Genomic DNA, 15,248 nt, shown 5'->3' on the forward strand with positions numbered 1-15,248 from the left:
GCGGCAACGCGTGGAGCTGACGAATACTAATCGGTCGAGGACTTATCCACACAAATCCTTTAGCACATATGCATATCCAGTTTTGAAGGCGCGAAGCTGCATGAATTGCGTTAGTGCCTTTATCATTGTTCCTCGGTAGCTCAGTTGGTAGAGCAATCGGCTGTTAACCGATCGGTCGGGGGTTCGAGTCCCTCCCGAGGAGCCATATGGATGGATGTCCGAGCGGCCGAAGGAGCACGATTGGAAATCGTGTAGACGGGGATAACTCGTCTCGTGGGTTCAAATCCCACTCCATCCGCCATCATGGCCCGTTGGTGAAGCGGTTTAACACAGCAGCCTTTCACGCTGTCATACAGGGGTTCGAATCCCCTACGGGTCACCATACAAGTGCTTCGCAAATTGTCGGGTAACATCCGGAGCTTTGCGAAGGATTCTGGAGGCTTAGCTCAGCTGGGAGAGCATCTGCCTTACAAGCAGAGGGTCGGCGGTTCGATCCCGTCAGCCTCCACCATATACTTCGTTCATAGGCATCGGCTACGGGGATCTCTCCGTACCGGTTCACCCTCATCGTCGCGGGATGGAGCAGTCTGGCAGCTCGTCGGGCTCATAACCCGAAGGTCGCAGGTTCAAATCCTGCTCCCGCAACCAAATTTTCTACTTGATCCTCGTTTGTACATACCATTGCTCAAGTAGATTGGCAGCAGTTTTTCAAGTGCAGCCAAATGTAATCTTATAATGCATGGAGCTGTGGTGAAGTTGGAGTTCACGCCGGTCTGTCACACCGGAGGTCGCGGGTTCGAGTCCCGTCAGCTCCGCCATTTTTGTTATAATGGCAAATATAATTTGGCTCGGTAGCTCAGTCGGTAGAGCAGAGGACTGAAAATCCTCGTGTCGGCGGTTCGATTCCGTCCCGAGCCACCATGTAGGGGCATAGTTTAACGGTAGAACGAAGGTCTCCAAAACCTTTGGTGTGGGTTCGATTCCTACTGCCCCTGCCAACTATGTGGCGGTCGTGGCGAAGTGGTTAACGCATCGGATTGTGGCTCCGACACTCGTGGGTTCGATTCCCATCGATCGCCCCATTTTCAATCACATATTGGGGCATAGCCAAGCGGTAAGGCAACGGACTTTGACTCCGTCATGCCTAGGTTCGAATCCTAGTGCCCCAGCCACTTTGCGGACGTAGCTCAATTGGTAGAGCGTCGCCTTGCCAAGGCGAAGGTCGCGGGTTCGAGCCCCGTCGTCCGCTCCATTGAAACCATAACAGAATTTTATTTATGAAGCATCATTTTGATGCATAATACGGAGGCATAGCCAAGTGGTAAGGCACGGGTCTGCAAAACCCTTATCCCCGGTTCAAATCCGGGTGCCTCCTCCATAGAACAGTGCCGGTATGGCGGAATTGGCAGACGCGCGCGACTCAAAATCGTGAGGGAAACCGTGGGGGTTCAAGTCCCTCTACCGGCACCATATGCTTGACCAAGGAGGAATCCATTATGGGTTCCTCTTTTTTATGTTTCATGATAACTATCACCTGATAACAAAACCTGCGGCAGAGCGGAAACCGTACACTCCGATACAAAAGTATTTTTACACACTTTACTTTGCGTAACGAAACAGCAAAGGGAACCGTCTTTAAAATGAATACGAAATAGGAAAAGAATGGGGTAACACATGGGGAAAGAAAAGAGAAGCGCGTTACGTTTCAAGAACCTGCTCATGGTTGGTTTGTCTCTCGCAGCAGTGGGATGTTCCACTGGGCCACAGGCAGCATTGCATACGGAAAAGCCTGGCGAGATTACCGCAGCTGCAGCAGCTATTTTGAATGATTCACCTGTTCAAAAGGAGGACGCAGCTGAAAAACTGCCCGCTTCGTTTATGATTGAAGCAGGCCAAGTATCGTTTCAAGGCAAAACTGGAGAGACGATCACTTCGCTTCCGCTAAAAGTGATTAAGGCTGAATTTTACATCGATGGGGACCAGCCGCAGACTGTTGGGCCCAAAAAGCCATACCCGGTGATTCCATTATCGATTCCGCAATCAAGCAAGGATGAGCTTGGTGCGTATTGGATGGATGTGTTGGGGGGAGGAAGCGTATTTTTTATCGGACCGCGGGATTGGACCTTAGGGCAAGCTGGTATTGGCGCAAATGGATCGATTGGCATCGAACTGGTTAATCCGCATGATCCGAACCAGAAGCTCAACTACTCCGACAACGCCGGAGGATGCCAAGGATGCGCGATTACCTCGATTGGAACATACTTCCCGGACAAGGAGAAGTGGGCAGAGGAACAAGGATTTCCGATCTCTGCGAAAGTTGCATTTAAAGAAAGGACGCTGGTCTCCCCAACAACCGTACAATATCTCCTCGCCGATTCTCCAGACGGTTATCACATCTCTGGTGTGGCGCATCACCTTTCCCAAGAAGGAAGCCAGAGGTTTTTGAAAATGGAAATTTCCTGCCAAGCGGAACAAGCAAAAACGGCAAAAGATATTCTCGATTTATTTGTGACTACAGGTGCTTCAGCCGCTTCCTTGTTAGAATAAAGCCAAGCAAATGAGCATAATCGCCTTCCTGCAAAATGTGGTCGGGAGCAGATTCACAGATACACATTTCGTCCTCTTATGTTAAAATAACTAGGTCACGAAAAGGATTCCCTGACGCTCTTCAGTGAATGCTATCCTTATTGAAGGCATAGACAAAACGCACGCTTACCATGGCGTGCTTTCTCTTTTCTTTTGAAGGATCGTCGACGCCGTAAGAGTAGGATTCTGCGATGTGATTCAGCAGATGGGAATCGAGAGTAGAGGTGTGAGAAGTGGGATATGGGTTACATGAGAAGCCTCCATTTGGAACGACCATTCTGTCAGCTTTGCAATGGATGATCGTCACTGTCTCCAGCAGTGTCGCCGTACCGTTGGCGATTGGAGACATTTACGGACTTACCCCTGATGAGGTCGGCCTCCTGATGCAGCAGACCATGTTTTTCGTCGGACTGGCGTCCTTCCTGCAAGTATGGATCGGCCATCGATATCCGATGATCGAAGGGCCGGCAGGGCTATGGTGGGGAATCTTTATCATTTTGGCGCAAATCGGAACCAGTGTGGGTATCGCTCCGCGGGAAATCGGGCAGTCGTTCCAGCTTGGGCTGCTGTTGGCCGGTGCGATGTTCTTTTTGTTTGGCCTGCTCGGGTGGATCGGAAAAATCCAACGCTGGTTTACTCCTCTTGTTTCAGGCACATACATGGTGCTTCTGGCAGTGTCCTTATGCAGCAGCATCGTATCGGGCATGCTGGGTATTGGCTATCAGCACGCGAAAGAAGTAAGTCCCGGGATCGCCCTGGTTTCCGTATTAATCGTTGCTCTGGTCCTGATATTTTTGCGAACGAAGCGGTTTGCCAGCTTTGCCGTGCTGCTCGGGATGGCGGCCGGCTGGATCTTGTTTGCTGTGCTAGGCTGGACGGAACCGGTACGCCATACGGATCAATGGATCGTGATGCCAACCCTGTTTTTCTGGGGTGAACCGAGGTGGGACTGGGGCGTGGTGTTGACCAGTCTGTTGACAGGCTTCGTTCTGCTTACCAACCTGGTAACAAGCATGAATGTGATGGGCAAAGCAACCCAAACACCTCCGACAGTGAGCCAGTACAACCGTGGCGGGGTATTTACGGGCGTTTCCCACATGTTGTCCGGTGTATCCGGTGTTGTCGGAATGATTCCGCTTTCGATCGCCGCAGCAGTGATCGAAACGACCAAAATGGCAGCTCGTCTCCCGTTTTTGGTAGCGATGGCAGGGATGATGCTGATCGGCCTTTTGCCGGCCGTATCTCAGTTCCTGGCTGCATTGCCTACGCCTGTCGCATATGCTGGCATGTTTATTACCTACACGCAGCTCCTTGGCTTCGGCTTGAAGGACATCGCCTCCGTCAAGCTGGACACTCGGGCAATTACCGTGGCAGGCAGTTCAATCCTCGTCGGGATCGGCGTTATGTTCGTTCCGACGACAGCTTGGCAGCATCTTCCGTCCCTGGCCAGCTTCCTGTTTGGAAACGGATTGCTGCTTGGCGTGTTGGTCAGCCTGGTTCTGGAGCATGTCGTGTTTCGGCAAAAACCAGAAGAAATAGCGGAAAAAGACGGCCAGTCCGAGTGACGAGCCGTCTTTTTCCTGAGAGTTGCGGGGAACATATCGTGGGATGTTGCTTCAGATCAGCCGGTGACGATGTACGAGGATGAAACGAGGCCTCCGTTGATTTCCGTGAACATTCTGGCTGTCGTCCCCATGATTTCCTCGCGCTCGGGAAGTGTAAGCTGTTCATGGAAAAAGATGACCTGCATCAGCTGCTTGCTTTCTTCGGAAACCGGGGTGCGCTTTGAGTCAACGATCGGACTGCCGAATGCCCCCAGCTCGTCGGCCAGAACCAATTTGCCTTCCATATGTACTTCTCTGCCGTTTAAGCCCTGGTAAACATCCGTGGCCTGTCCCAAGCGGCAGACGACGTCTCCCTGTATCTGTGCTTCATCATATATACCGTAAGGCAGGGCTTGCAGAATGGAGAAAAAATTGTTTACGTCGACAGCGCTGTTGATCCAAAAGAAGGCATTCCCTTGGAGGAGTCTGCGCAGCAGCGCTTCCGAGGAGGGGCGATAGCGGCCCGGATCTATGCCGAGGCGTTTAAATGCCGAGCGCCAGTGCTGAACCCCTGCGATTTCCGTAATTTGCGACAGCTCGTGCTCCAGACGCAGCGACTCCACAAATAGATTAATCCGTCCCTGAAGCATTTTTGGAGAAGTGCTTACGGTAACGTCTGTATAATGAATAACTCCCAGCGAAAACGAAGGAAGAATCCCGGCTACCTCTTTGGCAAGCCGTACCTTCATGGCGATCACTCCCTGCGTACAGCATTTTTTGGTAGTATAGCAAAAAAATTTTGTGATCGCGACTATCCTTCGATACAATAAGAAGAAGACAGGAGGGATTCCCTGACGATGCGTGAAGTTACGATATATACCGACGGAGCATGTTCCGGCAATCCCGGCCCAGGAGGCTGGGGAGCCGTGTTGATGTATGGTGAACATAAAAAGGAGATGTCCGGTGCCGAGCAGGGAACGACCAACAACCGGATGGAGCTGAAGGCCGCGATCGAGGCATTGTCCGTCCTCAAGGAGCCTTGCAAGGTCACTCTATATAGCGATAGCGCTTATTTGGTAAATTGCTTTCAGCAAGGCTGGTACAAGGGATGGCTGCGAAACGGATGGAAGAACAGCAAGAACCAGCCAGTGGAAAACCAGGATTTGTGGAAGGAATTGCTGCGGCTGATGGAGATTCATACCGTTCAGTACGTCAAGGTAAAAGGGCATGCAGACAATGAATGGAACAACCGCTGCGATGAGCTGGCAACAGGAGCGATCAAGAAGCTGTGAACGAGCGCCAATACTGGGAAGACACAAAGCAGGCCATCATCCGCTATGCCAAGGAAATGGGGATAGACAAGATCGGTTTTGCCAGCGCTGACCCGTTTCTTACCTTGAAGCAGCGTCTCGTAGAGCACCGGGAAAAAGGCTATGAATCCGGCTTTGAAGAGCCGGATTTGGACAAACGAACCGAGCCTTCGCTGAGTTTGGAAGGGGCTCGTTCCATCATCTCGATCGCACTGGCTTATCCATCCAAGCTGAAGAATCCGCCCAAGTCTGAGCCGGGGGCGTATCGAGGAATTATGTGCCGAGCAGCCTGGGGGACCGACTACCACCATGTCCTCCGGGAGAAGCTGGACAAGCTTGCTGATTACATCAGACAACTGGAGCCGCATGCCCGGCTTGAGTCCATGGTCGATACCGGAGCGCTTTCGGATCGGGCGGTCGCCGAAAGAGCCGGCCTCGGCTGGGTGGGAAAAAACTGTGCGCTCATTACCCCTGAATTCGGTTCTTGGGTTTATCTAGGCGAGATGCTGACCAATCTTCCGCTGCCACCGGATACACCGGTAGAAGAAGGCTGCGGCGACTGCAATCTTTGTGTGGAGGCGTGCCCGACCGGGGCGCTTGTTCAGGGAGGACAACTGGACTCGCAGAAATGCGTAGCCTTTTTGACACAGGTAAAGGGTTTTATTCCCGATCAGTACCGAAGCAAGATCGGCAATCGATTGTATGGCTGCGATACTTGCCAGACGGTTTGTCCCAAAAACCGGGGCCTGCATTTTGAGCATCATCCCGAGTTTCAGCCGGACCCGGAGCTGGCCAAACCATTGCTGCTGCCCCTGCTGCAGATGAGCAACAAGGAATTCAAGCAAAAGTTCGGCCACTCCTCCTCTTCATGGCGAGGGAAAAAGCCTATTCAGCGAAATGCGATTCTCGCCTTGGCTCACTTTCGGGATCAATCCGCTGTACCGGATCTGATCCGATTGATGCAAAGCGATCCGCGGGAAGTGATCAGAGGTACAGCGGCATGGGCTCTTGGGAAAATTGGCGGTGAAGCAGCAGCAGAGGCTCTTTACAAGGCAGCAGAACAGGAACAATCGGAAGAAGTTATGGCCGAGATTCGGAAGGGAATCTCGATGCTGCAGCAGGTCCATTCTCTGCGGAAAGGGACTGTTTCCCGGGAAAAAACGGAAGAGATCAGTTAGCACACGTTTACAGGAGAAGAAAAAACGGCAAGGGAGGAATGATAAAGTGGGACAAACGATAGGTTACACCACCATGGACTCACCGATCGGACCGTTGTTATTAGCTTCTACAAAGGAAGGGCTGTGCTATATTGAATTTGGAGACGAGGAATCCGCGCTTCCTCTGCTGCAGCGGTGGGCTCGCAAAACCTTTCTCGGCGCAAATCTGGAGAAAGATGCTGCATTGAATCAGGCTGTGCAAACTGAGCTGGAAGAGTATTTTGCCGGAAAGCGGACGCGGTTTGACGTTCCGATTCTACTGTTCGGGACCCCATTTCAAAAAGCTGTGTGGAATGAGCTTACCCGGATCGGGTATGGGGAAACAAGATCGTACAAGGAGATCGCTTTGGCCATCGGGCAGGCAAAAGCGGTCCGGGCGATTGGCGGGGCGAATAACCGCAACCCGATTCCGATCATCGTTCCTTGCCATCGGGTAATCGGTTCAAATGGAGCGCTTGTCGGTTACGGAGGCGGCTTATCCATTAAAGAGCAACTATTAGCTTTGGAAGGAGCAGGAACCCCCGCTCCTTCCATCGAATCAGCAAAAGCTATCCGCTAGTCCGGATAGCTTTTTTATTGGTTTTGCGAGCATCTGGAACATCGAGAATAGAAAGATCCAAGTGTGACTCGGCTTTCCGGCTGTTCCAAAAACAGCCGCGGAGGAGGGCTCCTGCTGGTATCTTTTTCTTCTGAATCAATGTGTCGGATCATATTTTATCAGCATGGAAGGCATGCATGAAATAAAAGGTATGTGGCAGGACGTACAGGTTTGTGACAAGACGCATTGGAGCCTGAGCCTGAAGAGACAACAGACGCCTGACGAGAGATACAGGCTACCTGACAGGACACACAGTAGCTTTACAGGCAGACAGTAGCTTTACAGGCAGACAGTAGCTTTACAGGCAGACAGTAGCTTTACAGGCAGACAGTAGCTTTACAGGCAGACAGTAGCTTTACAGGCACACAGTAGCTTTACAGAACACCCAGGAGCCCGGCAGGAGACACAGGAGCCTGACAGGACGCACAGGAGCCCGGCAGGACAGACTAGAAAGAGGGGAGGAAGTGCATTGGTGAACCGGCAGGATTCAGCGGCGGCTGTGAATCAAGAAGAATGGCAGCAGTTTCTAAAGGACTATCTGGATGACGTTCACCGCTACGGAGTTGATCAGGGTTACGAACGCATCTGGCCGTTTTGGAAAGAAGGGAAAATACGGGAATCGCTCTTTTGGAGACAGTGGCAGCGCTGGGAAGATCAGCTTCAGGAGAGAGGGGCGGTTACTACCGCTGTTCACGGGCGTGCCATCCCCCTCTTCTGGATGGAAAAGGGCAGAGAAATTCAGCTTTGCATGAGCTGGAACGTCCAGCGATGGTATACATTAAAGGGAGAGAGCAGAGTAGAGGAAGCAGAGAGAATTTTGCGTGTCATCCTGAACCGCGCAGACGGAGGATGGCATGTCGATCATATCGAAGAAATCAAAGGTGACGGAGCCTTGTCTGACGAAACGAAAGAAACGCTGTCAACTCTAGAAGAACCCGAGGATAATCTCCTCCCTACTCTTTTCGTGCACGGAGCAGGAGGATACAATTCGGGTCGGGCTATCGCGTATGCGGAGAGATACTGGAATACAGCCAATCCTGCCTATCCGCTCTTTACTGATAACTGTACGAACTTTATCTCGCAATGCTTGCATGCAGGCGGGATTCCGATGCTTTTTTCCCGGGAACAGGGGAAGGGCTGGTGGATGCGGGGCAGCGGAAAAGGTGCCAACTGGAGCTACAGCTGGACGGTGGCACATAGTTTATATTTGCTCTTAAAGTCTGGCCGGCCGCCGATGCGGGCAGTGGCAGTGCCCTCTGTCGAGCAGTTGGAGCCGGGAGATATCATCTGCTATGATTTTAACGGCGACGGACGATTCCAGCACAATACCATCGTCGTGGCAAAAGACGCGAACAACATGCCTCTGGTCAATGCAAATACAACCAACAGCCGCCTGCGTTACTGGGACTACCGCGATTCGACGGCCTATACCCCGCAAATCCGGTACGCTTTTTTTCGCATCCGTGGAACGTGATCGGATGCGGAGTCTGTTGGCTATCCATAAACAAGACAGGGCCTCTCTGTGCGAGAGGCCTTATTCATTTTGTCCGGCGCAAGAAGACGGTTTTTACAAAGGCAATGAGACGAATGGCGACGACAATTCCGGCTATCCACAAAAAATCGCCCGGAGTATGCGGTTCGCCTTTTATCGAATTCACATAGATGAGGGCGTGAAACACGACCAGGACAAATAACAGGAAATTGCTCATGTGGATGCGTTTCCAGCTGGAGCCGCCAAGCAGCTTCTCTGCATAGCGGGAAGACGTAATCCAGAGACAGAACAGGAGGATAAAAGCAATCAGACCCATGTAGTTGGCTATGCCGGTAAAAGTAAAATTGGGAGACAGTCCGCCGCCGTAGACACTGGCGTCCAGGAAGAAAAGACCGAGCCACCCTTTTGCGGTTATATCGCTTTGCAAAAAATGCAGCTGAGGCCCTTTTTCGAAAATAAACAGGACGAGTGCGACGTGGACCAGTGCACACACGCCGCCGATAATGCCCAAGTCTCTTCGGAGCAACAAAAGCTGGGGGGCAAAGCGCGCAAGCCACTGTTTGATTGGACCGAGCAGCAAAGTGAGGCTGATCAGCAGGAATGCCAAATATCCGGAAATCATACTCAGGGCTTCAGGCGTGCGGAAAAAAGAAAATTGCGGCCACTTGATCCAAAATACAGCAAGGAGAAAAAGCAGACTGACGATAAAGGCAAGGAAACGAAACAAACGCATTTGCAAGGCCACTCCCTTTCGGTGCGATACCCGTTTTCTTTTTGATGCAGGACACCTCTGATTTGTTACAGGAAGTGGCGTCTTCAAAAGCAATGTTCGTTACACGCTTGTTGGAAAGTGAAGGTTATTGCGATTGCAAGAGTGGGCGGATTTCCTCCTTCAGAATCGGCTGGATAGGAATGATCCGATAAGAAGATGATCTCCTAAGAGGATGAGATGAATAGCGGATCTTATGAAAAAGGGATGATAAGAAAAACTTGTTTTATGAAAAAGGCGATACGATACAAAACGGATGAAGCGAATCAGTGTTAAACGCGGAGCCTGTTACAAAGCCATTCCAACGGGGCAAACGGGTGGCCTTCCCTATGTCTGTTTATGTATAATAGAGGATGTTTGAAAGTCCGGTAACCAAGGAGATTTTTGATTATGCCGTTACACATCGTCCTTCATGAGCCGCTCATCCCTGCCAACACGGGAAATATTGCCCGTTCCTGTGCTGCTACGGGTGCGCATTTACACTTGATTCATCCGCTCGGCTTTTCCACAGACGACCGCTATTTAAAGCGGGCAGGTCTTGATTACTGGCACGCGGTACAGGTGCATCACTACGATGATTTCGACCATTTCGTCCGCGAGCAGGGGGAAAACGCCGGTACGTTTTACTTCGTGGAAACGTGGGGAGAAAAGCTTTACACGGAGGTTTCCTTCCGTGATGGCGATTATATCATTTTGGGCAAGGAAACAACCGGTCTTCCGGAGGAGTTGACAGACCGATACCGGGAACAGACGATTCGCATTCCGATGAGCGGCGCCACCCGATCCGTCAATTTGTCCAATTGCGCTGCCATTGTCCTGTTTGAAGGGCTCAGACAGCTGGGCTTCCCCGGACTCAAATAACGAGCATGACCCGTAGCCTGACAATCATCCAAACAAGGGAGAGAACGTACATGAACACGACAACGATCCTATTTGACCTCGATGGAACACTGCTGGAAATGAGGACGGACCCGTTCGTAAAAGGATACCTGAAGGAACTGGGGCAGTATATGGGGGATAACTACGATAGTCAGGCGCTGCTCGGGATCATTTGGGAAGCGACCAAAACGATGATCATGAACCAGGACCCCGAAAAAACGAATGAGCAAGTCTTCATCGAATACTTTGCAGAGCACAGCCCTTGGTCAAAGGAAGAGCTGTGGCCGCTGTTCGACAAGTTTTATCAAGAAGTGTTCCCATCGCTCTCCCATCTGACGCATCCGTCCCCTTGGGCGAAAAAAATTATTGAAGCGGCAAAAGAGCAAGGGTATCGTGTAGCTGTCGCCACGAATCCGGTTTTTCCGCGTGATGCCATTCATAGCCGGTTGGCCTGGATTGAACTGTCTCCGGACGATTTTGAGCTGGTCACAGTCTACGAGGAGTCCCATTTTACCAAGCCGAATCCGGGCTACTTCCAGGAGATCTGCAGCAAGCTGGGAGTCAAGCCTGAGGAATGCGTCATGGTCGGCAACCACATGCAGGAAGATATGGTCGCCAGCAAAGTGGGGATGAAGACGTTCCTCGTGACAAATTGGCTGGAGGATCGCGGAGAGCCGCAATATCCAGTCGATCAACAGGGAACGCTCGAGGAGCTTTATACGGCGATCACGGAGCGGACAGGCCTGTTTGCCAAGTAATGCTGAAGGCAGCGATTTATACTGAAAGATTGAGCAGGTACCAGGTGCCTGCTCTTTTTGTGGTGGTTGGACCACCGCCATACTGCGCCGCAATTTAACTCAGAATTGGAGCACGTTCAGATTGCGCCGGCGACGTAGGTCGGAAGGGACGCATGTTCAGATCGCATGGCGAGAAAATCCGAGAGACACACGTACGGTTTTCACCCAGCGACGTACGCCGTAGGAGAAGCGCATGCTCAGATTGCGTATATTGCTGCTGCAGCAGACAAGCCACAATCTTTCATTGTTATCCCATCATTTTCACATAGTTCTTGGCTACTCTATTCCTGCACCAGGAAATCTGGAGATGGCAAGAGTGAAGGAGAGGGTTTTGATGAAAAAATGTGTGTCTTCCATTTTGTCATTGAGCCTGCTTTTGGGAGGCGTATCCGTTGTCAACGCAGCGGAAGTGCCATCCGTGGACAAGGCAGCTCATGCAAAAGCGAGCAAACCTGCAAACACCGGGAAACAGGCAAAGGCTGAAGCGCGCCAGCAGCATCTGGACAAAATCAAAGCGCTCGCAGAAAAATGGGGCATTGATACCACGAACATGACAGTCGAGCAAATGAAAGAGGCCTACAAAGCGAAGCGTGCGGAATTGAACGCGGAGAAATTGGCCAAGCTCAAGGAAAAGGCCCAAAAGTGGGGCATACAGCTCGATGGAAAGACGGCTAAAGAAGTGAAGGCAGCCGTAAAGGCAAAACAAGCGGAAAAGCACGAGCAGCAGCTGGCCAAGCTTGTGGAAAAGGCCGGAAAAGCGGGGGTAGAAACATCTGCTGGCCAGACTCCGAAGGAAATCAAACAGATGATCCAGGCCAAAAAGGCCGAAACCAAACAGCAGCGTCAAGCCAAACAGGCAGAGCATATTGCCAAGCTGCAGGAAAAGGCGGCTCAGCTGGGGACCGATGCAACTGGAAAAACAGCAAAAGAGCTGAAGGAAGCGATCAAAGCGAAAAAGGCCGAAATGAAAGCAGCGAATAAAGCCGAAAAAAAGGCTGAGAAACAAGCAGAGAAGCAAGCGAGCAAAGAGGCAAAGCAAAAGGCGAAGCAAGAAGCAAGGCAACAGGAAAAACAAGCACCAAAACAAGCACCAAAACAAGCAGCTCAGCAACAGAATCAGGTGTAACAACCCTCGTAGTGGGTCTTGGGGAATGGAGTCATCGTGTTTCGATGGCTCCTTTGTTTCGATCAAAAGGATAAGGGAGCGAAGGCTTCGGCGAAAAGCTTGACCTATCCAAGTTTCGCGATCAAAAAAAAACTACGACTGACCAATTAACTAACAAGGATTTCCAAGACCTCTGTCGAAGTTAGTCATTAGCCTATTTGACGGAGGTCTTCTCATGCCTTTACCCAAGAATCGTGTCATTCCTGAAAAGAAAATATACTTTCGGCCAGAGATACAGCATTGCCCGCACTGTGGCACGAAACTCAGGCGACATCATACCGCATGGAAAAAGAATGTCATCACACTTGCCGGTGTTATCCAAGCTTGGAGTATGGCTTATGCTTGCAGCAACGCAGATTGCTCATACCCCAGAACCTATTACAAATCCGCTGAAGCTGAGCTTCTCAGCATGAAACACACTTCCTACGGTTTTGACGTGCTAGCGTTGGTTGGTCAGCTTCGGTTTAAGCAACATATGACAATCGGCGAAATTACGGAAACGTTGAATCAGCGCGGGGTAACCACGTCAGAACGCAATTCTCAGCGGTTGTACGAACGTTATCTTACCTTGCTCCGCGCTAGCGTGACGGATCACGTCAAGCAAGCACTCAAGCAAGTTGTTCAGGACCGTGGCGGTATCATGATTTCCATGGACGGTGTTCAGCCCGAGAAAGGCAATGAGACGCTCTATGTCATACGAGAAGTATTCAGCGGAACGATCCTGTCTGCACAAAATCTAAAGAGTAGCTCCGCAGAAGAACTTAAGAAACTCATCCTGCCTGTTATCGAACTGGGATTTCCCATCATCGGGATCGTTACGGATGGTCAACAATCCATCCGAATGGCCATGGAATCGTTACTGCCGGACGTGCCGTACCAATACTGCCAATACCACTATCTAAAGGACATTGCAAAGCCTGTTGTCGATTTAGACCGCAAGCTCAAGACAGGAATCAAGAAGAGCCTCCGTGGTATTCGCGAAGTCGAGAAGCGAATCGAAAACGATGCCTCTACAGAAGCAGAGGTGGCAAAAGATTACGTGGCGGCCATTCGTTCTGTGCTCCTCGAAGACGGCAATCCCCCACTCGATCTACCGGGCATACGTGTTTATGAAAATGCTAGAGCCATTCAGGCTTCCCTCGAACGATGCCTGAGTAAAAAAGGGGCCCTCTCTGCTCAAAAACCTAATCAGAATTTTCGATAAATTGGATGATTTTGAAGAGCAATATGCTACCGTGATGCGCTGGTCCAAACCGATTCACCACGTTGCCGGGATCTTGAATCCAAGCATAGATAAACGAAGTGAAACGGTTCGATTTCATATGCAGCATCTGTTAGATTGGGTTGAACAGACGTACACCAGCAAAGACGACTTGCCAATGGTTGCAAATCTGAAAAGCTACTCCCGAGGGTTTTGGAAAGGCCTGTTTACGTGTTACGACCATCCGCATGTCCCACGAACGAACAACGACCATGAGCGTTTCTTCCGCCAGACGAAGACCCGGCATCGACGGATGACGGGTCTGAGAAGTTGGAACGAATATATCCTCCGAAGTGGTGAAATGGTCGTATTTGTCGATGACGCACTTCACCAGAGTAATGTGTTAAGTAGACTTCAGTCTGTAAGCTACCTTGATTTTAAAAATGAACGCCTGCGTTGGTCTGCTCGTTTGAGTGAAGCTACCAAACGCAGACGATTCCGAACGAATCCAAGTGTGTACCTGGAACAGGCCGAAAATGCTTACTGTATGTTAATTGGTCAGTCGTAGAAAAAAAAAACTACGACTGACCAATTAACTAACAAGGATTTCCAAGACCTCTGTCGAAGTTAGTCATTAGCCTATTTGACGGAGGTCTTCTCATGCCTTTACCCAAGAATCGTGTCATTCCTGAAAAGAAAATATACTTTCGGCCAGAGATACAGCATTGCCCGCACTGTGGCACGAAACTCAGGCGACATCATACCGCATGGAAAAAGAATGTCATCACACTTGCCGGTGTTATCCAAGCTTGGAGTATGGCTTATGCTTGCAGCAACGCAGATTGCTCATACCCCAGAACCTATTACAAATCCGCTGAAGCTGAGCTTCTCAGCATGAAACACACTTCCTACGGTTTTGACGTGCTAGCGTTGGTTGGTCAGCTTCGGTTTAAGCAACATATGACAATCGGCGAAATTACGGAAACGTTGAATCAGCGCGGGGTAACCACGTCAGAACGCAATTCTCAGCGGTTGTACGAACGTTATCTTACCTTGCTCCGCGCTAGCGTGACGGATCACGTCAAGCAAGCACTCAAGCAAGTTGTTCAGGACCGTGGCGGTATCATGATTTCCATGGACGGTGTTCAGCCCGAGAAAGGCAATGAGACGCTCTATGTCATACGAGAAGTATTCAGCGGAACGATCCTGTCTGCACAAAATCTAAAGAGTAGCTCCGCAGAAGAACTTAAGAAACTCATCCTGCCTGTTATCGAACTGGGATTTCCCATCATCGGGATCGTTACGGATGGTCAACAATCCATCCGAATGGCCATGGAATCGTTACTGCCGGACGTGCCGTACCAATACTGCCAATACCACTATCTAAAGGACATTGCAAAGCCTGTTGTCGATTTAGACCGCAAGCTCAAGACAGGAATCAAGAAGAGCCTCCGTGGTATTCGCGAAGTCGAGAAGCGAATCGAAAACGATGCCTCTACAGAAGCAGAGGTGGCAAAAGATTACGTGGCGGCCATTCGTTCTGTGCTCCTCGAAGACGGCAATCCCCCACTCGATCTACCGGGCATACGTGTTTATGAAAATGCTAGAGCCATTCAGGCTTCCCTCGAACGATGCCTGAGTAAAAAAGGGGCCCTCTCTGCTCAAAAACCTAATCAGAATTTTCGATAAA

Annotated in this window: 14 protein-coding genes, 13 tRNA genes and 1 rRNA gene (1 of these 28 cut by a window edge); 26 read left to right on the forward strand and 2 right to left on the reverse strand. The window is 50.7% G+C overall.

Annotated features, from left to right (window positions below):
* The 16 genes from NST96_RS06430 to NST96_RS06505 all read left to right on the forward strand — a co-directional run.
* A 23S ribosomal RNA gene (locus NST96_RS06430) occupies positions 1–50 on the forward strand; it begins 2,957 nt to the left of the window's first position.
* 79 nt (positions 51–129) lie between these two features.
* A tRNA-Asn gene (locus NST96_RS06435) sits at positions 130–205 on the forward strand.
* A gap of 3 nt (positions 206–208) precedes the next feature.
* Positions 209–301: transfer RNA gene (locus NST96_RS06440), tRNA-Ser, on the forward strand.
* 4 nt (positions 302–305) lie between these two features.
* Positions 306–382, forward strand: a tRNA-Glu gene (locus tag NST96_RS06445).
* A 53-nt stretch (positions 383–435) separates the two neighbouring features.
* Positions 436–511 (forward strand) — tRNA-Val (locus tag NST96_RS06450).
* 60 nt (positions 512–571) lie between these two features.
* Positions 572–648: transfer RNA gene (locus NST96_RS06455), tRNA-Met, on the forward strand.
* A 93-nt stretch (positions 649–741) separates the two neighbouring features.
* A tRNA-Asp gene (locus NST96_RS06460) sits at positions 742–818 on the forward strand.
* A 27-nt stretch (positions 819–845) separates the two neighbouring features.
* A tRNA-Phe gene (locus NST96_RS06465) sits at positions 846–921 on the forward strand.
* Positions 922–924: 3 nt separating this feature from the next.
* Positions 925–998 (forward strand) — tRNA-Trp (locus tag NST96_RS06470).
* 8 nt (positions 999–1,006) lie between these two features.
* Positions 1,007–1,082 (forward strand) — tRNA-His (locus tag NST96_RS06475).
* A gap of 15 nt (positions 1,083–1,097) precedes the next feature.
* A tRNA-Gln gene (locus tag NST96_RS06480) sits at positions 1,098–1,172 on the forward strand.
* A 4-nt stretch (positions 1,173–1,176) separates the two neighbouring features.
* Positions 1,177–1,252: transfer RNA gene (locus NST96_RS06485), tRNA-Gly, on the forward strand.
* A 52-nt stretch (positions 1,253–1,304) separates the two neighbouring features.
* A tRNA-Cys gene (locus tag NST96_RS06490) sits at positions 1,305–1,378 on the forward strand.
* Positions 1,379–1,387: 9 nt separating this feature from the next.
* Positions 1,388–1,470, forward strand: a tRNA-Leu gene (locus NST96_RS06495).
* A gap of 204 nt (positions 1,471–1,674) precedes the next feature.
* Positions 1,675–2,547, forward strand: coding sequence for a DUF4850 domain-containing protein (locus NST96_RS06500; protein WP_003392231.1), 873 nt, complete (start codon positions 1,675–1,677; stop codon positions 2,545–2,547).
* A gap of 272 nt (positions 2,548–2,819) precedes the next feature.
* Positions 2,820–4,151: a purine/pyrimidine permease gene (locus NST96_RS06505; protein WP_024985499.1), complete on the forward strand. Its 1,332-nt coding sequence runs from the start codon at positions 2,820–2,822 to the stop codon at positions 4,149–4,151.
* Between the two features lie 56 nt (positions 4,152–4,207).
* Here NST96_RS06505 and NST96_RS06510 read toward each other — a convergent pair whose 3' ends face one another.
* Entirely contained in the window at positions 4,208–4,879 is a 672-nt protein-coding gene (locus NST96_RS06510; protein WP_031933505.1) for a phenylalanine--tRNA ligase beta subunit-related protein, read from the reverse strand.
* 108 nt (positions 4,880–4,987) lie between these two features.
* Here NST96_RS06510 and rnhA point away from each other — a divergent pair, with 108 nt between their 5' ends.
* The 4 genes from rnhA (at position 4,988) to NST96_RS06530 (ending at position 8,729) form a co-directional block, all read left to right on the forward strand.
* Positions 4,988–5,422, forward strand: coding sequence for a ribonuclease HI (rnhA, locus tag NST96_RS06515; RefSeq protein ID WP_003392226.1), 435 nt, complete (start codon positions 4,988–4,990; stop codon positions 5,420–5,422).
* Complete coding sequence (gene queG, locus NST96_RS06520; protein WP_342405804.1) at positions 5,419–6,618, forward strand: tRNA epoxyqueuosine(34) reductase QueG; 1,200 nt, start codon at positions 5,419–5,421, stop codon at positions 6,616–6,618. The genes rnhA and queG overlap by 4 nt, the downstream gene beginning before the upstream one ends.
* Before the next feature lie 46 nt (positions 6,619–6,664).
* On the forward strand, positions 6,665–7,216 hold the full coding sequence (locus tag NST96_RS06525; RefSeq protein WP_003392223.1) for a methylated-DNA--[protein]-cysteine S-methyltransferase: 552 nt from the start codon (positions 6,665–6,667) through the stop codon (positions 7,214–7,216).
* Positions 7,217–7,727: 511 nt separating this feature from the next.
* Positions 7,728–8,729, forward strand: coding sequence for an amidase domain-containing protein (locus NST96_RS06530; RefSeq protein WP_003392221.1), 1,002 nt, complete (start codon positions 7,728–7,730; stop codon positions 8,727–8,729).
* Positions 8,730–8,793: 64 nt separating this feature from the next.
* On the opposite strand, the gene NST96_RS06535 is transcribed toward NST96_RS06530, so the two are convergent.
* On the reverse strand, positions 8,794–9,480 hold the full coding sequence (locus NST96_RS06535) for a ferric reductase-like transmembrane domain-containing protein (RefSeq protein ID WP_003392219.1): 687 nt from the start codon (positions 9,478–9,480) through the stop codon (positions 8,794–8,796).
* Positions 9,481–9,906: 426 nt separating this feature from the next.
* On the opposite strand from NST96_RS06535, the gene trmL reads away from it, so the two are divergent.
* The 6 genes from trmL to NST96_RS06565 all read left to right on the forward strand — a co-directional run bounded on the left by trmL (position 9,907) and on the right by NST96_RS06565 (position 15,247).
* The gene (gene trmL / locus NST96_RS06540) at positions 9,907–10,377 is read left to right on the forward strand and encodes a tRNA (uridine(34)/cytosine(34)/5-carboxymethylaminomethyluridine(34)-2'-O)-methyltransferase TrmL (protein WP_003392216.1); all 471 of its coding nucleotides are present in this window, start codon (positions 9,907–9,909) and stop codon (positions 10,375–10,377) included.
* 50 nt (positions 10,378–10,427) lie between these two features.
* A complete protein-coding gene (locus NST96_RS06545; RefSeq protein ID WP_003392214.1) occupies positions 10,428–11,153 on the forward strand; it encodes an HAD family hydrolase in 726 nt (241 codons plus the stop codon).
* A gap of 373 nt (positions 11,154–11,526) precedes the next feature.
* Positions 11,527–12,318 (forward strand): hypothetical protein, encoded by a 792-nt coding sequence (locus NST96_RS06550; protein WP_003392212.1) that lies wholly within the window; start codon positions 11,527–11,529, stop codon positions 12,316–12,318.
* Positions 12,319–12,766: 448 nt separating this feature from the next.
* On the forward strand, positions 12,767–13,561 hold the full coding sequence (locus NST96_RS06555) for a transposase (protein ID WP_251873633.1): 795 nt from the start codon (positions 12,767–12,769) through the stop codon (positions 13,559–13,561).
* A gap of 1 nt (position 13,562) precedes the next feature.
* Positions 13,563–14,126, forward strand: coding sequence for a hypothetical protein (locus NST96_RS06560; RefSeq protein ID WP_342405527.1), 564 nt, complete (start codon positions 13,563–13,565; stop codon positions 14,124–14,126).
* A 326-nt stretch (positions 14,127–14,452) separates the two neighbouring features.
* Positions 14,453–15,247 carry a transposase gene (locus tag NST96_RS06565; protein WP_251873633.1) on the forward strand — a complete coding sequence of 265 codons (795 nt, stop codon included), beginning with the start codon at positions 14,453–14,455 and terminating at the stop codon, positions 15,245–15,247.
* Position 15,248: the final 1 nt, after the last annotated feature.

Source organism: Brevibacillus sp. FSL K6-2834 (assembly GCF_038592925.1).
Taxonomy (GTDB): Bacteria; Bacillota; Bacilli; order Brevibacillales; family Brevibacillaceae; genus Brevibacillus; species Brevibacillus borstelensis.

Excerpts from the sequence above, each read along its gene's own strand:
- NST96_RS06500 (WP_003392231.1), top strand. The coding sequence starts at position 1,675 with ATGGGGAAAGAAAAGAGAAGCGCGTTACGTTTCAAGAACCTGCTCATG.
- NST96_RS06510 (WP_031933505.1), bottom strand. The coding sequence starts at position 4,879 with ATGAAGGTACGGCTTGCCAAAGAGGTAGCCGGGATTCTTCCTTCGTTT.
- rnhA (WP_003392226.1), top strand. The coding sequence starts at position 4,988 with ATGCGTGAAGTTACGATATATACCGACGGAGCATGTTCCGGCAATCCC.
- NST96_RS06535 (WP_003392219.1), bottom strand. The coding sequence starts at position 9,480 with ATGCGTTTGTTTCGTTTCCTTGCCTTTATCGTCAGTCTGCTTTTTCTC.
- trmL (WP_003392216.1), top strand. The coding sequence starts at position 9,907 with ATGCCGTTACACATCGTCCTTCATGAGCCGCTCATCCCTGCCAACACG.
- NST96_RS06545 (WP_003392214.1), top strand. The coding sequence starts at position 10,428 with ATGAACACGACAACGATCCTATTTGACCTCGATGGAACACTGCTGGAA.
- NST96_RS06550 (WP_003392212.1), top strand. The coding sequence starts at position 11,527 with ATGAAAAAATGTGTGTCTTCCATTTTGTCATTGAGCCTGCTTTTGGGA.
- NST96_RS06555 (WP_251873633.1), top strand. The coding sequence starts at position 12,767 with ATGAAACACACTTCCTACGGTTTTGACGTGCTAGCGTTGGTTGGTCAG.
- NST96_RS06565 (WP_251873633.1), top strand. The coding sequence starts at position 14,453 with ATGAAACACACTTCCTACGGTTTTGACGTGCTAGCGTTGGTTGGTCAG.